Here is a 19,677-nt window from a genome sequence, read left to right as displayed (position 1 = left end):
AATAACACGATCCGAAGCAACTAATTACCTTTTTGTATTTCTTTATGAACAGCGAACTCTACCTCGACGCCAATGCCACTTCGCCGGTGCTGCCGGCGGCTGCCGCAGCCGCCAACGCTGCAATGGGGGCCTGTTTCGGCAACCCGAGCAGCAGCCACGCCAGCGGCTTGCGCGCCAAGGCCTTGCTCGATGCGGCCCGTGCATCGGCGCGCCGCGTGCTGGGTGCGGCAAAGGGCAGGGTGCTGTTTACGAGTGGGGCCACCGAAGGCATCCAGACCGCCGTGCTGTCGGCGCTGTGCGCGGTGCGCGAGCGCCGGCTGCGTGGCGAGACTTGCGGCGACCTGCTGGTGTATGGCGCCACCGAGCACAAGGCGGTGCCGGAAAGCCTGGCGCACTGGAACCGCTTGCTGGGAACCGGCCTGGAACTGCGCGCCTTGCCGGTCGATGCCGACGGGCGCCATCGCCTGGACCTGCTGCGCGAAATGGCGCCGCGTGCGGCCTTCGTGTGCACCATGGCGGCCAACAACGAGACCGGGATCGTCTCAAGCCTCGATGGCATCGCCGCCGTATTGCGTGAGACGGCCAGTCCGGCGCTATGGATGGTCGATTGCGTGCAGGCGCTCGGCAAGCTGCCGCTGGCGCTCGACACCACGCGCATCGACTACGCGCCATTTTCGGGCCACAAGCTGTATGCGCCGAAAGGCATCGGCCTGCTCTATGTGCGCGAAGGCGCGCCTTACACGGCGCTGATGTGCGGCGGCGGCCAGGAAAGCGGGCAGCGCTCCGGCACCGAGAACATGGCCGGCATCGCAGGCTTCGGCGCGGTGCTGTCCGCGCTGGAAGAGGGCGGTACCTTTCGCACCCACGCCGAACTGCTGGCATGCCGCGACCGGCTGGCCGGCGCGCTGGTTGACGCCTTCCCCGGCGTCGTCTTCAACGCACCGCTCGAACATGCGCTGCCAACTACCCTGAATTTCTCGGTGCCGAATCGCAGCAGCAAGGAGCTGCTCGATTTGTTCGATGCCGCCGGCGTGCGCGTCAGCGCGGGCTCGGCCTGTTCGGCCGCCCGGGCCGCGCCCAGCTATGTGCTCGACGCGATGGGCGTGCCGGCCGGGCGCAGCGCCTCGGCGGTGCGGATGTCCTTCGGTCCGCTGGTGGACGATGCCTTCATCGACGACGCCTGTACGCGCATCCTGCGCTGCGGCCAGGCGCTGGCGGCCCCCAATCCGCCGGCCGGGCTGGAGCAGCTCGAGTCGGGCGGCGCGAGCGGCTGGCTGCTGTTCGATGCCGAAGGCCGCGACTGCATCGCCATCGATCCGCCGGCCGCGCTGGCGCCCCGCATCGCTGCCGACCTGCGCGCGCGCGGTTGCCGGCTGCTGGCCTGTTTCGACACCAGCCATGGCGCCGGCGGCGCCGACGCCCTGTGCGAATTGATGGATGTCGCGCCAGGTGCCGCGCCCGAGGCCGTGGCGCTCGGCCCGGACCTGCTGCTCAAGGCCGGCGATGCCTTCCTGCTTGGCCGTCCGGAAGGCGCGAGCCTGCCCCCGGACGCCGTGCGCTTCGTCTTCGGCGCCATGCCCAATGACGCCACGCTGGCCACCCTGGCCCTGCGCTGCCACCGCATCGGCGAACCGGCGGTGTCGCGCCCGGGCGCCGAGCCGCTGCCCGACGACGGCATGCACCTCGATCCCGCTGCCGCGCATGCCTACCTGGATGCCCATCCAGATGCGCTGCTGGTCGACGTGCGCGAGTTGCCCGAGCACGCCGCCGGCGCCGCTCACCTGCATGGCCGTGCGGCCCACCATGTGCCGCTGTCGCAGCTGGCCGGACAGGCCGCGACGTGGCTGCGCGACGGCGAACCTCGTCCGCTGGTCTTCATGTGCCGCAGCGGCAACCGCAGCGCGCGGGCGGCACGCCTGTTGCGCCAGCTGGGCCATGCCCAGGCCTGGCACGTGGCGGGCGGCCTGGCGCTGGCCGGCTGAATACGGGGCCCCGGGGTCGCAACATCCCCGCAACAGGGGGGGCGCATCTGCCCCCTGTGTACGTCACCGCACGGTGCCCACCCCACGCTTCTTCTAGCATGATGGAGGCCGTGCGCGCCCTGCCATGTTGGTCTGTTGAATCGCTCCACTGATCCGCCCCGGGCGCCCGGCGCGCCAGCAGTCGACAGCGCACGCCTCCGTACCGAGGAACCTGTTGAACCTGGAGAAGAACCCGATGGCCGAATCCGCGTCCGCGCAGCAAGCTGGTACCGGGCGCGCCGACGCTGACGTGCCGCTAGATGTGCCGATCAATGCGCCGATGAGTGCCGCGCAGCTGGCCGCGCACGGACGCGTGCTCGCGTCCCGCCACCGGCTGGCCGGCGGCAATGGCGCGCCCGGCCTGCGCGTCCTGCTGGCCGAGCAAGGCGATGCCTTCGACGCTGCCTGCACGGCGCTCGACCGTGCGCGCCAGGGTGGCAGCGAGCTGCCGGCCGCCGCCTCTGCGATCCTCGACCACACCCCACTGATCGACGCCCAGCTACGGCTGGCCCGCGGCCAGCTGCTGCATGACGACAGCGTGCTGCCCTGCCTGGGACAGCCCGCCGTCGCACGCCTGCAGGCCCTGGCGCATGAGGCAGTGGCGCAGGGCGCCGGCCGCATCGAACGAGACAGCCTGGTGCGCTTCCTCGCGGCCTATCAGGAAGAAGCCCCCCTGCTGCTGGCCGAGCTGCGCCTGCTGCCTGCCGCCTTGCGCCTGGCGCTGCTGGGCAGCCTGCGCGGCATCGCCGTGCGCAGCGAGCGCGCCTGCCGCGAGCGCGCACTGGCCGGCGGCTGGGCCACGCGCATGGTCGAAACCGCCGAGCAGCGCTCGGGTGACCTGATCCTGCTGGTGGCCGACATGGCGCGCGCCATACAGCCGATGGGCAGCAGCTTCGTTGCGGAACTCGCGCGCCGGCTGCAAGGACAGGGCGGCGCGCTGGCGCAGGCGCTGGCCTGGATCGATGCGAGACTGGCAGACGACAATTCCAGCATCGCCCAGCAGGTACAGGACGAACGCGGCGCGCTGGCCGCCGACGGCATCCGCGCCGCCCACTGCCTGGCCAGCCTGCGCCTGCTCGGCGGGATCGACTGGCGCGCGGTGCTCGAAGAGCTCAGCCCCATCGAGGCAAGGCTGCGCACCGACCCCGATGGCAGCTACCCGCACATGGACGGCCCGACGCGCGACCTGTACCGCCGCAGCATCGAAGAGCTGGCGCGCCGCACGAAGCGGCTGGAACCAGAGGTGGCGAATGAAGCGCTGGCGCTGGCCGGTGTGCACCGTGCGCCTGCCGAGGGCGGCCTGGATGCGCGCCACCGCCATATCGGTTACTACCTGTGCGGCCCGGGTACCGCTGCGCTGGAGGCGCGCCTGCAACCGCGCCCCGGCCTGGCTGCAGGCTTGCGCCGGCGTGTCACCCAGATGCCGCTCGCGCTGCGCATCGGCGCCACCGGCGTGCTGACGCTGCTGTTTGCGATCGCCGCCGTCGTGTGCGCGCGCCAGGGCGGCGCCGGGCTGGTGCTGCAGGCGGCCGTCGGGCTGCTGGCGCTGCTGGGGGCCAGCCAGCTGGCCGATGCCCTGGTCGACATGATGGCCACCTGGCTTGCGCGGCCTCCCGCCACGCCGCGCATGGATTTCAGCACCGGCATCCCGGACCATGCCCAAGCGCTGGTGGCGGTCTCCGCGCGCCTGAGAACCAGCGCGCAAGTCGATGCGCTGTGCCGCGACCTTGAAGTGCGCTATCTCGCGAACCGCGACCCGCGCCTGCGTTTCTGCCTGCTGGCCGACCTGCACGACGCCGAAGCCGAGGCGCTGCGCGGTGATGCTGGGCTGGTCGCACGCGCGGTCGAGGCGATCGACGCCCTCAACCGCAAGCATGCGCAGCGCCACACCTTTACCACCCTGGACGAAGACGGCCAGCCGGCGGCCAGCACGCAGCGCATTGAACCCTTCCTGCTGCTGCAGCGCCCGCGCATGTGGAACAGCGGCGAGCATGCGTGGATCGGCCGGGCGCGCCGCCGCGGCCAGCTCGCCGACCTGAATGCCTATCTGGCGGGCACGGGACGCGAGCGTTTCGCCTGCAGCGCCGGAAACACCGCCGGCCTGGCGGAAGTGCGCTATGTGATCACCCTCGATGCCGCCATCGACCTGCCGCGCGACGCGGGCAGGGCGCTGGTCGGCGCCATGGCCCACCCGCTCAACCAGCCGGCGCTTGGCGCCGACGGCAGCCGTATCCTCAAGGGCCACGGCATGCTGCGCCCGGCCATCGGCGGAGCGCTGCCGGGCAGGCAGGCCTGCCGCTACCAGCGGCTGTGGACCGGGGCCCGGGGCACCTGGGCAGCGGCGCTGGCCGGGCACGAATGCGACACCCAGGGCATGTTCGGCTGGGCTGCAATCTATGACGTCGACATCTACGAACGGGTGCTGCGCGAGCGCCTGCCGGACGATGCGCTGCTCAAGCCGGGAGCGGTCGACGAGGGCTGCCTGCACGCGGCGTTCGACTGCGACGTACGGCTGGAGGAAGCCTTCCCCGACAACTACGGCGAGCACGCCGTACGGCGCCACCGCACGGTGCGTGCGGCCTGGCAGTCGGCGGGCTGGGTGCGCCGTGTGGTCGGCAAGGCCGGCGGAAAGCCCGAAGCCAACCCGATGACGGCGGCCTACCGCTGGCGGCTGTTCGACGCGCTGCGCGACAGCCTGGTGGCCCCGGCGCTGGTGCTCCTGCTGGTGCTGTGCTGGACTGCGCTCGCGGCGCCCGCGTTCTGGATGGGCGCCGTGCTGTCGGTGTTCTTCCTGCCCGCGCTGGCCGGCAGCCTGGTGGCGCTGGCCGACCGCCCGCACGACGCGCCATGGCGCCAGCATCTCGATGCCTGGGCGCGCGGCGCCCGCGCGGCGCTGGTGCGCGGTGCGCTGGCGGCCAGTTTCCTGCCGCATGCGGCCTGGTGCCAGGCCGACGGGGTAGCGCGCGCGGTATGGCGCCGCCACGTGTCGCGCCGGCGCCAGCTCGAGTGGCGCCTGCCGGCGCTGTCGCGCCCCGCCCGCGAGATCGCCAACAACTGGATCACGATGTGGATCTCCCCGGTGCTGGCGGTGTCGGTGGCCCTGCTGCTGACCTTTGCCAATCCCTATTCGCTGTTCACTGCGGCGCCGGTGTTGCTGGTGTGGTTCCTGTCGCCGGCGCTGGCATGGTGGACCAGCCTGCCGGTGCGCCAGCGCCCGCCGCGGCTGCCGGCCGCGCGGCAAGCGTTTGTGCAGCGGCTGGCGCGCCGCAGCTGGAGCTTCTTCGAAGACCACGCCGGCCCGGCCAATAACTGGCTCCCGCCGGAAAGCGTGCAGGAGCACCCGCATCCACTGGTGGACGGACGCACCACCCTGGGCGGCATGGCGCTCGGGCAGCTAGCCACGCTGGCGGCGCGCGACTTCGGTTTCCTGCCGCCAGGCGAGTTGCTCGGGCGGCTCGACGCCTCGCTGGCGTCGATGGCCCTGCTGGAACGCTGGAACGGCCATTACCTTGCGTCCTACGACAATGCCACGCTCGCACCCTGCGAACCGGCCTTCGTGTCGACGGCGGACAGCGGCTGGCTGGCGCTGGCCCTGCGCACGCTGGCAGTGGGCCTGGACGAACTGCCGGACACGCCGGTTTGCGGACCGCAGGCGCTGGACGGGATCCGCGCCGCCCTGCATGTAGTGGACGAACTGGCGGCCGGGCAGCCGTCGAAGGTGCGCGAGCGGGTGGCCGCCGTGTGGGGGGCACTCGATCCGAAACGCTGCCGCGCAGCCGATACCTTGCCCGGCCTGAGCGAATGCCTGCGCCACGTGGCCGACGCGGCCGATGCGCTCGACACCGCGCTTGTACAGTCCGGCGACGAGGCCTTGCGCAACTGGTCGGCGCGCCTCGCGGCCCAATGCCACGCAGTGCAGGACGACCTCCTGGCACTGGCGCCGTGGATGCGCGCGGTGCAGGAATACGTGTTCGATGCCAGCCTGACGCGCATCCCGAGCCTGCGAGAACTCGCCGCCATCGACCCGGCGGCCGCCACCCAGCCCGGGCTGGCGCGCCTGGTGCGCGAAGGGCGCGACCGGGCAGGGGCGCTGCTGGCACATGCTGCACGGCTGGCCGGGCAGGCGCGTACGCTGGGCACGATGGATTTCGCGGCACTGCTCGACCATGACACCGGATTACTGTCCGCCGGTTGCCACATCCGCGAAAACCGGCTGGATGCCGACAGCTGCGACCTGCTGGCCTCCGAAGCCTGCATGGCCAGCTTCATCGCGGTAGCCCAGGGCCAGCTGCCGCAACAGCATTGGTGGAAGCTCGGGCGCCCGATGCGCGTTGCCGACGCCGAGCAGTTGCTGCTGTCGCGCTCGGGCGCCTTGTCGGATTACCTTGGCCCACCCTTGCTGATGCCATCCTGGCGCGAGTCGCTGCTCGACCATGCCGGGCGCGCCGCCGTTCGGGCCCAGGTCGCCCATGGGCGCCTCCACAACATGCCCTGGGGCTTTTCGGAATCGGCCTGTAATGCGGTCGATGCCATGCTGCGCTTCCAGTTCCGCCGCTTTGGCGTGCCGGCGGCGGCCCTGCGGCGCGGTCTTGAATCCGAACCGGTCGCCGCGCCATACGCGGCCATGCTGGCGCTGCCGGTGGCGCCCGGCGTGGCACTCAGCAACCTCGAACGCATGGCGCACGAAGGATTGAGCGGCGAATACGGCTTCGTCGACGCCGTCGACCATACGCCGGGCCGCCTGCCGCACGGCGAGCAGCGCCACGTGGTGCGCACGGTGGCCGCGCGTCACCAGGGCATGGGCCTGCTCGCGTTGCTGCAGTTGCTGCAGGACGCCCCGATGCAGCGCCGCTTCGCTGCCGATCCAGAACTGCGCGCCGCCCTGCCGCTGCTGCAGGAAGCGCTGCCGTCCAGCGGCGCCTCGCGTCCCGCGCCGTACGCCGCCGCCGCGCGCCAGGCCGGACCGGCCAGCGGCCGGGTCGTCGACAGTCCCGCGTCGGGCAGCGCCATGCCGGAGCTGCAGCTGCTGTCGAACGGCCGTTATCACGTGATGGTGACGAGCGATGGTACCGGCTATAGCGCCTGGGGTGGGGTGCCGCTCACGCGTTGGCAGCCCGACCCGCTCGGCGGGAGCGGAGGCCTGGCCTGCGTGCTGCGCGATACCGATTCCGGCGACACCTGGTCGGCCACCCTGGCGCCCGCCGTCGGCGAGCCGGAACGCTATGAAGCCGTCTTTGCCGAAGGGCGCGCAGCTTTCCGGCGCGAAGAACGCGGCCTGTCCATCCTGAGCGACGTGGTCGTCGCCCCAACCGAGGACGTCGAACTGCGCCGGGTCCATATCCGCAATACGCTCGCTGCGCCGCGCACGCTGGAAGTGACGAGCCACGTCGTGCTGGCGTTCCCCGGGCTGTCCCCTGGCGCTGCGCAGGACGATCCGGTGCCGCCGGTCCGGATCGACGGCGTGTCGCAAGCAATGCTGTGCTCTTTCGGCCTGGGTGCACCGGCCGTACTGCACATGCTGGCAGTGCGCGGGGAAGCCGGCGCGCCGGCCTACAGCAGCACCTGCCTCGACCCGCTTGGCGCGCTGCCGCCGCTGGAGCCGGCGCCACCTGCGCCGGCGCTGGCGATCCGCCGCACGATCACCCTGGCGCCCGGGCAGGAGGTGAGCATCGACCTGGTGCTGGGTGCGGCCGCCACGCCCGCCGCGGCGCGCGAACTGGCGCTGCGCCACCTCGATCCGCAGGTGGTGGCGGGAGCAATCGATGCTGCATGGACCCACGGCCAGGCCTTCCTGCGCCGCGCAGGCCTGGGTGAAGCCCAGGCCCAGATCTACAACCGCCTGGCCGGCTGCCTGCTCGATCCGGTGCCCGGCCTGCGCGCCGATGGCGGCGTGATCGAGCGCAACGTGCGCAGTCGCGCCGGCCTGCTGCCTTATGGCGTCGGCGCCGGCCGCCCGCTGGTGGTGCTGGTGCCGGGCCAGGAGAGCGGCCTGGTACGGGACACTTTGCAGGCGCATGCCTACTGGGATGCCCGCGGTCTCGGCGCCGATCTGCTGGTCTTGTGCGACAGCCGCGCGATGCGCGACGAGGTCGCCGGCCTGGCGCCAGGCGCACAGGAAGGCATCCACGTGTTCTTGCTCGAAGACGTTCCGCAGGAAGACCGCATCCTGCTGCGCTCGGCCGCGCAGGTGCTGCTGCTGGGTGAACGCGGCGCGCTGGCCGACCAGCTGCGCCGCGCGGCGCCCGCCCTGCCGGCCCTGCCGGCGCCGTTCGCGGCGCGCGAAGAAATCGACCCCTGGACCGTCGACCCGGCGCCTGCTATGGATGAACCGCTCCAATACGACAACGGCATGGGCGGCTTTTCGGCAGATGGACGCGAATATCTCATCCGCAGCAGCGAGCCCGCGCCGGCGTCGTGGGAAAACGAACTGTCCAACGCCGGCTTCGGTACCGCGCTGGCAGCCAGCGGCAGGGGCGGCACCTGGTGCGGCCGCCGCACGCTGCGCCTGACGACGGACGGCGGCGAAGCCTTCTATTTGCGCGACGAGGACAGCGGCGCGGCATGGTCGCCGACCCCGTGGCCGATGCCATCCGGCCAGCCTTACCTCACGCGGCACGGCTTCGGCTACACGCTGTTCGACCACCAGGCCCACGGCATCGGCTCGAGCCTGCGCTGTTTCGTGGCGGCCGGGGAAGCCCTCAAGTATTCCGTACTCACCCTGCGCAACGCCTCCAGTGCGGCGCGGCGCCTGTCGGTCACCGGCTATGTGCAGTGGCTGATGGATGACGCCGGCCTGCCGCCCGGGCTGCAGGTCGTCACCGGCATCGACGTCGCCAGTGGCGCGCTGTTCGCCCGCAATGCTTTCGGTAGCGGCTTTGGCGACCGGGTCGGCTTCTTCCATGTCGAGGCAGGGCAGGTGGCGTATACCGCCGACCGGCGCGAATTCGTCGGGCGCCACCGCAGCCTGGCGCGGCCGGCCGCGCTGGAGCGCAGCGGACTTGCGGGAACGCTCGGCGCTGCGCTCGATCCGTGTGCCGCACTGCAGGTGATGGTCGAGCTGCAGCCGGGCGCCGAAACCGAACTGGTCTTCCTGCTCGGCGTGGCCAGTCCCGACAGCCTGGCGGCCAGCCGGGTGGTGCAGCAGCATGGCGGCGCCAAGGGAGCGGCACTGGCGCTGCGCCAGCTGCACGGATTCTGGGACGGCCTGCTCGGCAGCGTGCGCGTCGAGACGCCAGATGCTGCCTTCGACATCTTCGCCAATGGCTGGCTGCCCTATGGAGCGTTGGCCGGCGCCATGGGCGGCACGCCCGCGCAGCAGCTGCAGGGCGCCATGGCCGCGGTGCATGGCAACCCGGCGCCGCTGCGCGAGGCACTGCTGCGGACGGCGCGCGAGGACATCGGCGCTACCCTCGCCCAGGTCGAGGACTTCCTGTGGCTGCCCTTTGCGCTGCACCGCTATGTCAATGTGACCGGCGACTACGGCGTGCTGCGCGAACCGGCCGGCGGCGATCCGTCGAGCGGCACGCGCCTGGCGCGCGATGACCTGTACCAGTATTGCGTGCATGGCCTGCGCGGCTGCCTGCGCTTCGGCGCCCAAGGCTTGCCACTGCGGGACGCCCGCATGCACGAGGACGACCAGGATCCGGCAAGCCGGCCCGAGAGCGTGCGGCTGGCCTTCTTGCTCGCCACCGTGCTGCAACGCTTCGCCGAGGTGGCCGACCGCCGCGCCGATTTCGGTTTTGCCACCACCTGCCGCGGCGCCGCGCTGGCCTTGATGGCGCAGGCCGAAGAACACGGCTGGGATGGCGCCGCCTATGGCACGGACGGCGATGACGCCACCGGGACGCAAGCCTGGGCGGCCATTGCCGGGGCAGAACCTGAGCGCGTCAGGACAGCCCTGGGCACCATCCCAGGTGCCGGGACGCAGGACGGACGTATGGCCGCATGGACCGCACTGGCACTGGCCGGCGAAGGTGCGGCGACGCGCGCCTGGGAACTGGCGCGCAGCCTGAACCCGATCGGCCCGGCCCCGGATGCATGCGTGCGCTACGCCGGCACGCCTTACTTCATGATGGATGCCGCAAGCGCCGGCTGGACCTACATGCTGCTGACCGACGCGCTGCTCGGCATTGGCCGCGCGGTCGACCGCGTCACACTGGCGCCGCTGCTGCCCTCTAGCTGGGACAGCTTCCGGTTCCGCTACCGCACGGGCCGGACGGATTATCTCGTCACGGTGCGGCGTGCCGGCGTCGGCGAGCAGCTCGTGCTCGACGGCGAGCCGCAGGGAGGGACGACCTTGGAGCTCGCCGACGATGGGCGCGAACACCAGGTCGAGCTGTATGTGGAACGCAAGCCGGCCGATGCCATGGCCGGCCATCACGACAACCAGCCAGGATCGAGAACATGACCAAGAGACTGACGACGGCGGCGTGCGCTGCCCTGCTGTGCTGCAGCGTGCCGGCCGGCGCGCAGGACTGGAGCGACAATGCGGTCAGCTACCGCTACGGCACCCGCTTCGCCGAGCCCTTCAACCCGGGGCACATCAAGAAGCACGTGGTCGCATTCACCCACGCCAGCGGCTACAAGTACGGCAGCAATTACCTCAACCTCGACCTGCTGAAATCCGACCGCACCGACCCGCGTTCGCTGGGCAGCAGCAGCGGCGCGCGCGAGGCCTACCTGCTGTACCGCCACACGCTCGACTTCGGTGCGCTGCGCGGCTCCGAGATCCGCTTCGGCAAGGTCAAGGGCGTGGGCCTGACGGCCGGTTTCGATGTCAACCACAAGATTGATGTCGGCTACAACTCGCGCAAGCGCATGCTGGTTCTAGGGCCGACCCTGATGTGGGACGTACCGGGCTTCCTGAACACCAGCATCCTGTGGCTGCGCGAGAGCAATGCGCCGAGCGGGCCCTTCCCGCCAATCGCCAATGTCCGTGGCCGCTACACCTATGACACCCACCCGATGTTCGGCGCCAGCTGGGGTATCCCGGTGCTTGATGGGTGGTCCTTCGAAGGCTTCCTGAATGTCATCGCCGCCAAGGGACTCGACGAAACCGGCGCCCCGACCAGCGCCGAGACGAATCTCGACCTGGCGCTGATGCATGACATCGGGCCGCGCCTCGGTTACCCGAAAAAGCGCATCCGGGTCGGCGTCGGCTACCAGTTCTGGAACAACAAGTTCGGCAATTCGCGGGCGACAACGGGCGGGGCAGGGCAACGTGCCAGCACGCCGATGCTGCGCGCAGACGTCCATTTCTGAGAGACCGGTTATTTGTTGAAACCGCTCAGTAGATGTAGATAAATTTGCAACTAGGGAGGCGGATCGGCGCAAGGTGGAGTTCGGTGCAATTGTAAAAATTGCATCATGAAAACCACACTCCTGCCCCCCACCCTCCGTGCGTTGCTGCTGGCCCTGTGCTGCGGCAGTGCTATCGCGGCGCCTGTCGAGCACAAGGAATTCGAAGCCACCCTGCACGCGCCTTTCCAGGCCGACGCAAGTGCGCGCCGGACCTTCAGCCTGTCCTTCCACTACCCCGGCCTGGAACGGCCAGGGACAGTCGACTGGACGCTGGAACTGGTGACTCCGCAAGGACGCGTCTCCCAACGCTGGCGCGGCAGCCGTGCGTTTTCCGGGGCCGCGGTGCCGGCGTCGGTCACCTGGAACGGCCGTATCGGCACGGCGCCCGCACCTGCGGGGCTATACCGGCTGCGCCTGCACGCCGGCCTGCGCGGCGACCACGAGTCGCTGGTGGAGCAGGAATGGCAGATTGCCGTCGGCAGCCGGGCCTCGCGCGATGCGCCATCGATGCCGGCGTTTGCGCCGCTTCCCGGCGTGCGCGACCTGGTAAATCCCGCCAACCCGGCCGCCATGGCGCCGGCCACCGGTTCGCTGCCCTACACCGTGTACCTGGCCAACCTGCACAGCCAGAGCAACCACAGCGACGGCGGCGCCGCGCTCACGGAGTGCAAGGGCGCGCAGGATCCGCTCAAGTCGAAGTACGGCCCGGAGGCGGCCTTCGCCTATGCGCGTGGACGCGGCCTCGACGTGCTGGCGGTGTCGGAACACAACCACATGTACGACGGCTCGGACGGCACCGCGGCCGATGGCGATCCGGCCGCCGCCAGGGCGCTCTACAAGGCCGGCCTGGCCAGCGCCGCCGCTTTCAATGCCACCAAGCCCGGCTTCCTCGCGCTCTACGGCATGGAGTGGGGTGTCATCAACAATGGTGGCCACATCAATATCTTCAACAGCGACGAGCTGCTGGGCTGGGAAAAGAATGCCAAGGGCGAGCTGATGGCCGACACCCTGAGCCCACGTAATGACTACGCGGCGCTGTACACGCGGATGCGCGAGCGGGGCTGGGTCGGGCAATTCAATCATCCCGCGCAGCAGGGACAGTTCGCCGTGAACGGCGTAGCGCTCGGGTACACGCCCGACGGCGACGAGGCGATGGCCCTGTGCGAGGTGATGAACAGCACCGCATTCTCGACCAACGATACCGAAACAGAAACCCGCCGCAGCAATTTTGAGCATTCCTGCAACCGCCTGCTGGAAGCCGGTTACCACCTTGCCTTCAGCACCAACCAGGACAACCACTGCGCCAATTGGGGCGCGTCCTACACCAACCGCACCGGCGTGCTGCTGCCCAACGGGGCCGCCTTGACGCGCGAGAGCTTCATGGCGGCGCTCAAGGCCCGGCGCGTGTTCGCGACCATGGACAAGACCTCGCAGCTGGTCTTTACCGCCAACGGCAAGCTGATGGGAGAACGCTTCACCAACCGCGGTCCCCTCACGCTGAAAGTGAACTTCGCTTCTACCTCGGGCAAGAAGGCGGCTGCGGTCGCGATCATGGAGGGTGTGCCGATGCGCGGCGGGACGGTGACGCAACTGTCGTCGACTGCCATCACCAAGTTCACCCCGGCGTCCGGCCAGCATTTTTATTATGCGAAGGTCACGCAGGACGATGGCAACGTGCTGTGGTCCGCGCCGGTATGGGTAACCCAAGAGTAGTCGAGAATCGTAGGGTGGGCAGGTCTCCTGCCCACGCGTTCAAATTACGGTGATGCTGCCCGTGCGGCTATTCCACGCCTAACTATCACCGCGTGGGCGGGAAACCCGCCCACCCTACAAGCCCGTCAATACAGCGTGACTGCGTCCCGACCCACGCTTTCGCGCCCTTAACGAAGATGCTATCCTGCTCGCGCCCCACAGCCCTGCCTGGGCTGCCTGACCTACCTTCTGCGAGAGACCATGAAGACAAGCACCCTGCTGCGCGCTACGGCCTGCGCCTTCCTCAGCCAGTGGAGCGCCTACGCGTTTGCACTCGATCCGCTCAGCTACGCCCGCTACGACCAGGTGAAAACCACAGCCCTGCACCTCGACCTGAAGGCCGACTTCGCGCGCAAGACACTTAGCGGCCATGCCGACCTGACCCTGAACTGGCTCGACAAGGCGGCCACCACCCTCGACCTGGACACCCGCGAGCTGGCGATCTCGAAGATCGAGGCGCGCGATGCGAAGGGCGCATGGAAGCCGGTCAAGTACACGCTCGACAAGCTCGACGCCGAAAAGGGCCAGGCCCTGCACATCGCGCTCCCTGGCCAGCCCTCGACCATCCGCATCCACTACAAGACCGCGCCCACCGCTACCGCGCTGCAGTGGCTCACGCCGAAGCAGACCATGTCGGGCAAGTACCCGTTCATGTTCAGCCAGTCGCAGCCGATCAATGCACGCTCCTTCGTGCCGATCCAGGACACGCCGGCCGTGCGCTTCACCTACACTGCCCGCATCGAAGCCCCGCAAGGCATGCGCGTCGTGATGAGCGCCGATAACGACCCGAAGGCCACCGGCAAGGGCGGCTGGAAGTTCACGATGCCGCAGCCGATTCCTTCCTACCTGCTGGCGATCGGCATCGGCGAACTCGAAGCGCGCACGCTGGGCGGCCGCACCGGCGTCTATGCCGAGCCGCAGCGCATCAAGGCGGCCGAATACGAGCTGGCCGATACCGAGAAGATGGTCGAAGCGGCCGAATCGCTGTACGGCCCTTATCGCTGGGGGCGCTACGACATGCTGGTGCTGCCGCCGTCGTTCCCGATCGGCGGCATGGAAAACCCGCGCCTGACCTTCCTGACCCCGACCATGATCGCGGGCGACCGCAGCCTGGTCGACCTGATCGCGCACGAGCTGGCGCACAGCTGGTCGGGCAACCTGGTGACCAACGCCTCTTGGAAGCACTGGTGGCTCAACGAAGGCTTCACGACTTATGTGACCACCCGCATCCTCGAGAAGATGTATGGCGAAGAAGTCGCGACCATGAACCTGCAGCTCGAGCAGGAAGAAGCGATCGAGTCGCTCAAGACGATTCCCGCGGCCAAGCAGGCACTGCTCACCCGGAATCCGGATACGTCGAACGAACATTACACCGACGAAGGCCTGGCCTATCCGAAGGGCGCCTGGTTCCTGCGCACCCTCGAGCAGCGCGCTGGCCGCGCCGCTTTTGACCCCTTCCTGCGCGGCTGGTTCGACCAGCACGCCTTCCAGAGCGTGACGACGGAGCAGTTCGTGGACTACCTGCGCGCCAACCTGATGGCGAAGAATCCGAAGATCATGAGCGACGCAGAGCTCGACGAGTGGCTGTACGGCCCGGGCATTCCGGCCAGCGCCAAGCACGCCGAATCAAAGCGCCTGACGAAGCTGAACGACACCACCGCACGCTGGCTCAAGGGCGACCTGAAGACCGCGCAGCTCGATACCAAGGGCTGGACCGCCGCCGAGTGGATGAAGTTCCTGAACGATATCGACAACAAGGCCACGGCCGCGCAGTTGCAGGAGCTGGACAAGGCTTTCGGCCTGGCGAAAACCGGCAATAACGAAGTTGCCTTCCGCTTCTACCGCGCCTCGGTGCATGCCGGTTACCGCGGCATCCGCCCGAACCTCGAAGCCTTCCTGATGAGCGTGGGCCGCCAGAAATTCGTGGTGCCGCTGTACGGCGCGCTGCGTGCCAACGCCGAAGACCGGGCCTGGGCCGAGCGTATTTATAAGGCGGCGCGTGAGCGCTATCACCCGGAGACGCAGGGCAGCGTCGACAAACAAATGAACAAGCAATAAGGACCGACCAGCCATGAACCGCATTGCAGCCGCGATCCTGATCGCATTTTCCACCTCCGGCTTCGCCGTCGCGCAGACCAGCGCCGCGCCGGTCGTCGCAGACCAGGCGCCCGCCTACAACCTCGAAGCCGACGTCACGCGCGTGATGAAGGCCTTCCAGGTGCCGGGTATCGCCATCGCCGTCGTCAAGGACGGCAAGGTCGTCGTCGCCCAGGGCTTCGGTGTGCGCAGACTCGGCGAGCCGGCCAAGGTCGATGGCCAGACCATCTTCGAGATCGCCTCGAATTCCAAGGCTTTTACGGCCGCCGCACTGGGCATGCTGGTCGACCAGGGCAAGCTCGATTGGGATGATCCGGTGATCAAGCACCTGCCGGACTTCCGCATGTACGACGCCTACGTCACCGCCGAGATGACCGTGCGCGACCTGCTGACCCACCGCAGCGGGCTTGGCCTGGGCGCGGGTGACCTGATGTGGTGGCCGACCACCACCTTCAGCACCGACGAGATCATCCACAACCTCCGCTACATCAAGCCGGCCACCAGCTTCCGCAACAGCTACGCCTACGACAACCTGCTCTACATCGTCGCCGGCAAGATCATCGCCGCCAAGTCGGGCAAGACCTGGGGCGAGACCATGCACGAGTGGATTCTCAAGCCCGCCGGCATGGCGACCACCACCACCAGCCTGGCGGAGAACGCGAAGTTCGCCAACGTCTCGGCGCCGCACAGCAAGATCAACGGCAAGATCGCCGCGGTCAAGCCGATGCCGGTCGATAACGCGGTCGGCGCGGTGGGCATCAACACCAGCGCCGAGGACATCGCGCGCTGGATGAACGTGCTGCTCGATAACGGCCGCGTCGCCAAGGGTGCGGACGGCAAGGATGTACGCCTGTTCTCCGAGAAGCAGTCGCGCGAAATGTGGACGCCGCAGACGCCGATGAAGATCAGCCAGCCGCGTCCTCCGCTGGCTGCCACCAAGCCGAACTTCTACGCCTACGGCCTGGGCTTCCAGCTGCGCGACTACCAGGGCAAGATGGTGGCGATGCACGGCGGCGCGCTGCAGGGCTTCTATTCACGCGTGCTGCTGGTGCCGGAATCGAAGCTGGGCATCGCGATCTTCACGAACGCCGAAAGCGGCTCCTCGCTGTCGGCCCTGCAGTACCGCCTGCTCGATCAATACCTGAAGGTGGCGCCGACCGACTGGATCGGCCGCGTGGCCGATGTCGAGCGCGAGATGACCGAGAAGGAAGCTGCCCGCCTGAAGAAGGAAACCGCGACCCGCGCGGCCGCGTCGAAGCCATCGCTGGCGTTAGCTAGCTACGAAGGCGACTACCAGGACGCGTGGTACGGCCTGGCGACCATCAAGCGGGTGGGGAACAAGCAGGTGCTGTCGTTCGCGAAGACGCCTGATTTGACCGGAGAGCTCGAGCACTTCCAGCACGATACCTTCATCGTGCGCTGGAAGGAGCGGAACTTCAATGCGGATGCCTACGTGACGTTCTCGCTGGACCACGACGGCAGCATCGAACGGATGCGGATGAAGCCGATTTCGACGGAGACGGACTTCAGTTATGACTTCCAGGATTTGTTGTTCATGCCGGTGAAGAAAGAGAAGAAGGGCTGATCTTAGGCTGGTTGACCGCGTGGGCGGGAGACCCGCCCACCCTACGGGAGGGTTTTGTAGGGTGGGCAGGGTAATTCAGGCCAGTGGCCTGGATTACGACCACGCGGTCAACTACACTTGGCACCCAGGCGAAGCGCCTTATTTCCCGCCCCACACCTTCATCATATCCTCCGACCCCTGCGTACGAATCCCGTTATCCGACAGGATCGCATCGGTCGCATCCAGCGTCGCCTTGCGCGGCAGGATCATGGTTTCGCCATAGCGCTGGTCGAACTTGAACACCACATGCTCGTCCTTCAGGTCGCGCAAGGTAGCCACCAGGTGCGCCAGGCTGCGGATCTTGACGCCGTTGACCGTATCGACCACCGAACCAAACCGGTTGCTGTAGCCGCTCACCAGCTTGTGCGGGAAGAAGGGGCTGCTGATCACCACCAGCTCTTCGCGCGCCGCATCCGGCGAATCGCCGCGCTGGGTCACCAGCGGGCTGTCGTTGAAGCTGTAGGCGTTCATCGCCGGAGCGCTCGAGACCAGGAAAGACAGGAATTCATTGGTGGCGCGCGTGAACACCGCCGGGCCATACACGAAGTAGGACGGGTAGCCGCCGTTCAGGTCCGGGATCAGCAGCGGGCGCGGGCCGCTGCTTGGTACCTCAACCCGCATCGGTTTACCGCCCCGTACGATGGTCATCGGCACCTTGCCGTTCTTGGCCACCTGCTGGATGCGGTACTGGAAGCGCACCCGCAGGTTCGAGCCCAGCTTCACCATGCCCTGGTTGTCGATCGGATGCTCGCCGATATGGGTCACGATGTCCCATTCCTTGAGCGGCCAGCTCGCATCCGTCTTGTACGGGCGATGCACCACCGCGCCTTCCACCGATTTGTCGAGTTTCAGGTACTGGCGCAGCGCCGGGTTTTCCAGCGTCTGGATGCTGTCGTGCAGCAGCGGCTTGCCGTCGTAGCGGCCATCCGCGACGTCTTTCAGGAACAGCTCGATCTCCTCGTTCGGGATCACGTAGCCGATGTTCTGCGCTCCGGCCGCCATCGAGAAGGCCAGGCCGATCATCTTGTCGCCGGCGATCACCGGGCCGCCGCTGTTGCCGGGGTTGATCGGCGCGTCGATCTGGATGCGCAGGCCCGAGCTGAACGAGCCGTAGCCGACGAATTCCACGCGCGAGACGATGCCGCGGGTGGTCGAGAGCGAATTGCCGCCGACCGGATAGCCATAGGCGAACACCGCTTCACGCACGTCCGGCAGCACGGCCGCGCGCTGGACCGCCGGGCGCTTGTCGAAGAAGGATGCGTCGTCCAGTTCCAGCACCGCCAGGTCGAGGCCGCGCGCGAGCGCGATCACCTTGGCCGACACCTTGTCGCCCGACTGGCTGGCCTGCACCTCGACCTGGCTGGCATAGCCGACCACGTGGGCATTGGTCAGGATGCGCTTGCCCTCGATGATGACGCCCGAGCCGGTCACGTCGACCGGGGACTGCTTCGCCCACGGCTTGTACGGGTCCGGGCGGCGCACGGTGGCGAAGATCTTGACGACCGAGTTCTCGACGGCCGGCAGGGCAGGCGGGGTGGTGGCGGACGGGGTCGCGGTGGCCGGTGACGGTGGCGTCGCAGGCGTCGGTGCCGGCGGTGGGGTGGTGTCCTGTGCGTGGACGAGGCCTGCCATGGCGAATGCCACGGCGGCGGCGAGGCGGACGATCTTCATAAATTCCTTCGGTGGCTCAATCGGGTCGATCTGGATGGGTACAAACCGCCAGAATACACGCTCGCCGCCGAAGGAAACACACGAATCTTCACGGCCAGGAAGGCGGGCCTTCCCGGCCGTGAACATGATCCGGCTTACTGCAGATGGATCACTGCTTGACGAACTTGAGCGTCATGCGGTCGCTCTCGCCGATCGCCATGTACTTCTCGCGGTCCTTGTCCTTGTTGGCCAGCACCGGCGGCAGGGTCCAGACGCCTTTCTCGTGGTTGGCGGTGTCCTTCGGATTGGCGTTGACTTCCGATTTGCCGGCCAGCTTGAAGCCCGCGCTCTCCACCGTCTTGATCACCCAGGCTTCATGCACGTAACCGCTCGAGGCCTTGGCATCCTGCGGCATCGAGCTAGGGAGGCGGTGGTCGACGATGCCCAGCACGCCGCCCGGTTTCAGGACCTTGTGGATTTCCTTGAAGGTGGTCTTCAGCCCTTCTTCGCCGTGGCCCACCCAGTTGTGCAGGTTGCGGAAGGTGAGCACCATGTCGACGCTGTTCGGCGCCGCGATCTGATAGCGTGCCGGCGGTTCGAAGATCGACGGAGCGACCTTGTCGTAGATAGCCGGGTTCGAGTCGAGCTTCTTCTTGAAGGCCATGCCGTAGCGCTTCTCCGGTGCGATCTCTTCGCCCGCACCAATCAGCTTGCCCTTGTCGCGCAGGTAGGGCGCGAGGATCTCGGTGTACCAGCCGCCCGACGGCGTCAACTCCACCACCGTCATGTTTGGCTTGATGCCGAAGAAGGTGAGGGTCTCGTAAGGGTGGCGGGCGCTATCGCGTGCCTTGTTGGCGGCGCTGCGGTGTTCGCCCGCAACGGCAGCCTTCAGTGCGTCGTCCGCATGTGCCGCGCCGGCGGCCAGGCCGGTGGCCAGCATCGCAGCCAGGATCAGTCGTTTCATCGGTTTGGGGTCTCCAGAAGTTGTTGGTCGCGGCCGGGCAGGACGCCGCCGCCGCGCTGATGATCCGGCAGCCCGGACAGACAGTCAAGCGTTCCCTGTATATGCATATCTGGCTCTTGAGCTTGTCCCGTTGTTGTCCGGAACTTGTCCGCAGCGGACACAGCGGACGGTCGCCCGGACACCGGGCCGGACAGTAAATGCCTGCCAGAATCAGGCACTTAAGCCACGCTTTGATATGGCACAACAATTGCCTATTCAAATCCTCATGT

At 68.2% G+C, this 19,677-nt stretch carries 8 protein-coding genes; 6 read left to right on the top strand and 2 right to left on the bottom strand.

What is annotated here, in order from left to right; all coding sequences use genetic code 11:
- Positions 1 to 44 precede the first annotated feature (44 nt).
- From HGB41_RS13695 to HGB41_RS13670, 6 genes are all read left to right on the top strand, one after another.
- Positions 45 to 1,982, top strand: a complete 1,938-nt coding sequence (locus tag HGB41_RS13695) for an aminotransferase class V-fold PLP-dependent enzyme (protein WP_171085268.1) — start codon at positions 45 to 47, stop codon at positions 1,980 to 1,982.
- 214 nt (positions 1,983 to 2,196) lie between these two features.
- Positions 2,197 to 10,428: a GH36-type glycosyl hydrolase domain-containing protein gene (locus tag HGB41_RS13690; protein WP_229423020.1), complete on the top strand. Its 8,232-nt coding sequence runs from the start codon at positions 2,197 to 2,199 to the stop codon at positions 10,426 to 10,428.
- Positions 10,425 to 11,282: an outer envelope protein gene (locus HGB41_RS13685; protein WP_171085266.1), complete on the top strand. Its 858-nt coding sequence runs from the start codon at positions 10,425 to 10,427 to the stop codon at positions 11,280 to 11,282. The genes HGB41_RS13690 and HGB41_RS13685 overlap by 4 nt, the downstream gene beginning before the upstream one ends.
- A gap of 105 nt (positions 11,283 to 11,387) precedes the next feature.
- Positions 11,388 to 13,034 carry a CehA/McbA family metallohydrolase gene (locus HGB41_RS13680; protein ID WP_171085264.1) on the top strand — a complete coding sequence of 549 codons (1,647 nt, stop codon included), beginning with the start codon at positions 11,388 to 11,390 and terminating at the stop codon, positions 13,032 to 13,034.
- 240 nt (positions 13,035 to 13,274) lie between these two features.
- Positions 13,275 to 15,131 carry a M1 family metallopeptidase gene (locus HGB41_RS13675; protein ID WP_171085262.1) on the top strand — a complete coding sequence of 619 codons (1,857 nt, stop codon included), beginning with the start codon at positions 13,275 to 13,277 and terminating at the stop codon, positions 15,129 to 15,131.
- Between the two features lie 13 nt (positions 15,132 to 15,144).
- A complete protein-coding gene (locus HGB41_RS13670; RefSeq protein WP_171085259.1) occupies positions 15,145 to 16,755 on the top strand; it encodes a serine hydrolase in 1,611 nt (536 codons plus the stop codon).
- 138 nt (positions 16,756 to 16,893) lie between these two features.
- On the opposite strand, the gene HGB41_RS13665 is transcribed toward HGB41_RS13670, so the two are convergent.
- A complete protein-coding gene (locus HGB41_RS13665) occupies positions 16,894 to 18,465 on the bottom strand; it encodes a S1C family serine protease (RefSeq protein WP_171085257.1) in 1,572 nt (523 codons plus the stop codon).
- Between the two features lie 148 nt (positions 18,466 to 18,613).
- Positions 18,614 to 19,408 (bottom strand): class I SAM-dependent methyltransferase, encoded by a 795-nt coding sequence (locus HGB41_RS13660; protein WP_171085255.1) that lies wholly within the window; start codon positions 19,406 to 19,408, stop codon positions 18,614 to 18,616.
- Positions 19,409 to 19,677: the final 269 nt, after the last annotated feature.

It is taken from the genome of Telluria aromaticivorans (genome assembly GCF_013003915.1).
In the GTDB taxonomy this organism is placed as follows: Bacteria; Pseudomonadota; Gammaproteobacteria; order Burkholderiales; family Burkholderiaceae_D; genus Telluria; species Telluria aromaticivorans.
Note: the sequence above shows the minus strand (reverse complement) of the source record. Positions and strands in the feature narration are given on the sequence as shown.

Coding starts and splice junctions, on each gene's coding strand:
- HGB41_RS13695 (WP_171085268.1), top strand. CDS start 45: ATGAACAGCGAACTCTACCTCGACGCCAATGCCACTTCGCCGGTGCTG.
- HGB41_RS13685 (WP_171085266.1), top strand. CDS start 10,425: ATGACCAAGAGACTGACGACGGCGGCGTGCGCTGCCCTGCTGTGCTGC.
- HGB41_RS13680 (WP_171085264.1), top strand. CDS start 11,388: ATGAAAACCACACTCCTGCCCCCCACCCTCCGTGCGTTGCTGCTGGCC.
- HGB41_RS13675 (WP_171085262.1), top strand. CDS start 13,275: ATGAAGACAAGCACCCTGCTGCGCGCTACGGCCTGCGCCTTCCTCAGC.
- HGB41_RS13670 (WP_171085259.1), top strand. CDS start 15,145: ATGAACCGCATTGCAGCCGCGATCCTGATCGCATTTTCCACCTCCGGC.
- HGB41_RS13665 (WP_171085257.1), bottom strand. CDS start 18,465: ATGAAGATCGTCCGCCTCGCCGCCGCCGTGGCATTCGCCATGGCAGGC.
- HGB41_RS13660 (WP_171085255.1), bottom strand. CDS start 19,408: ATGAAACGACTGATCCTGGCTGCGATGCTGGCCACCGGCCTGGCCGCC.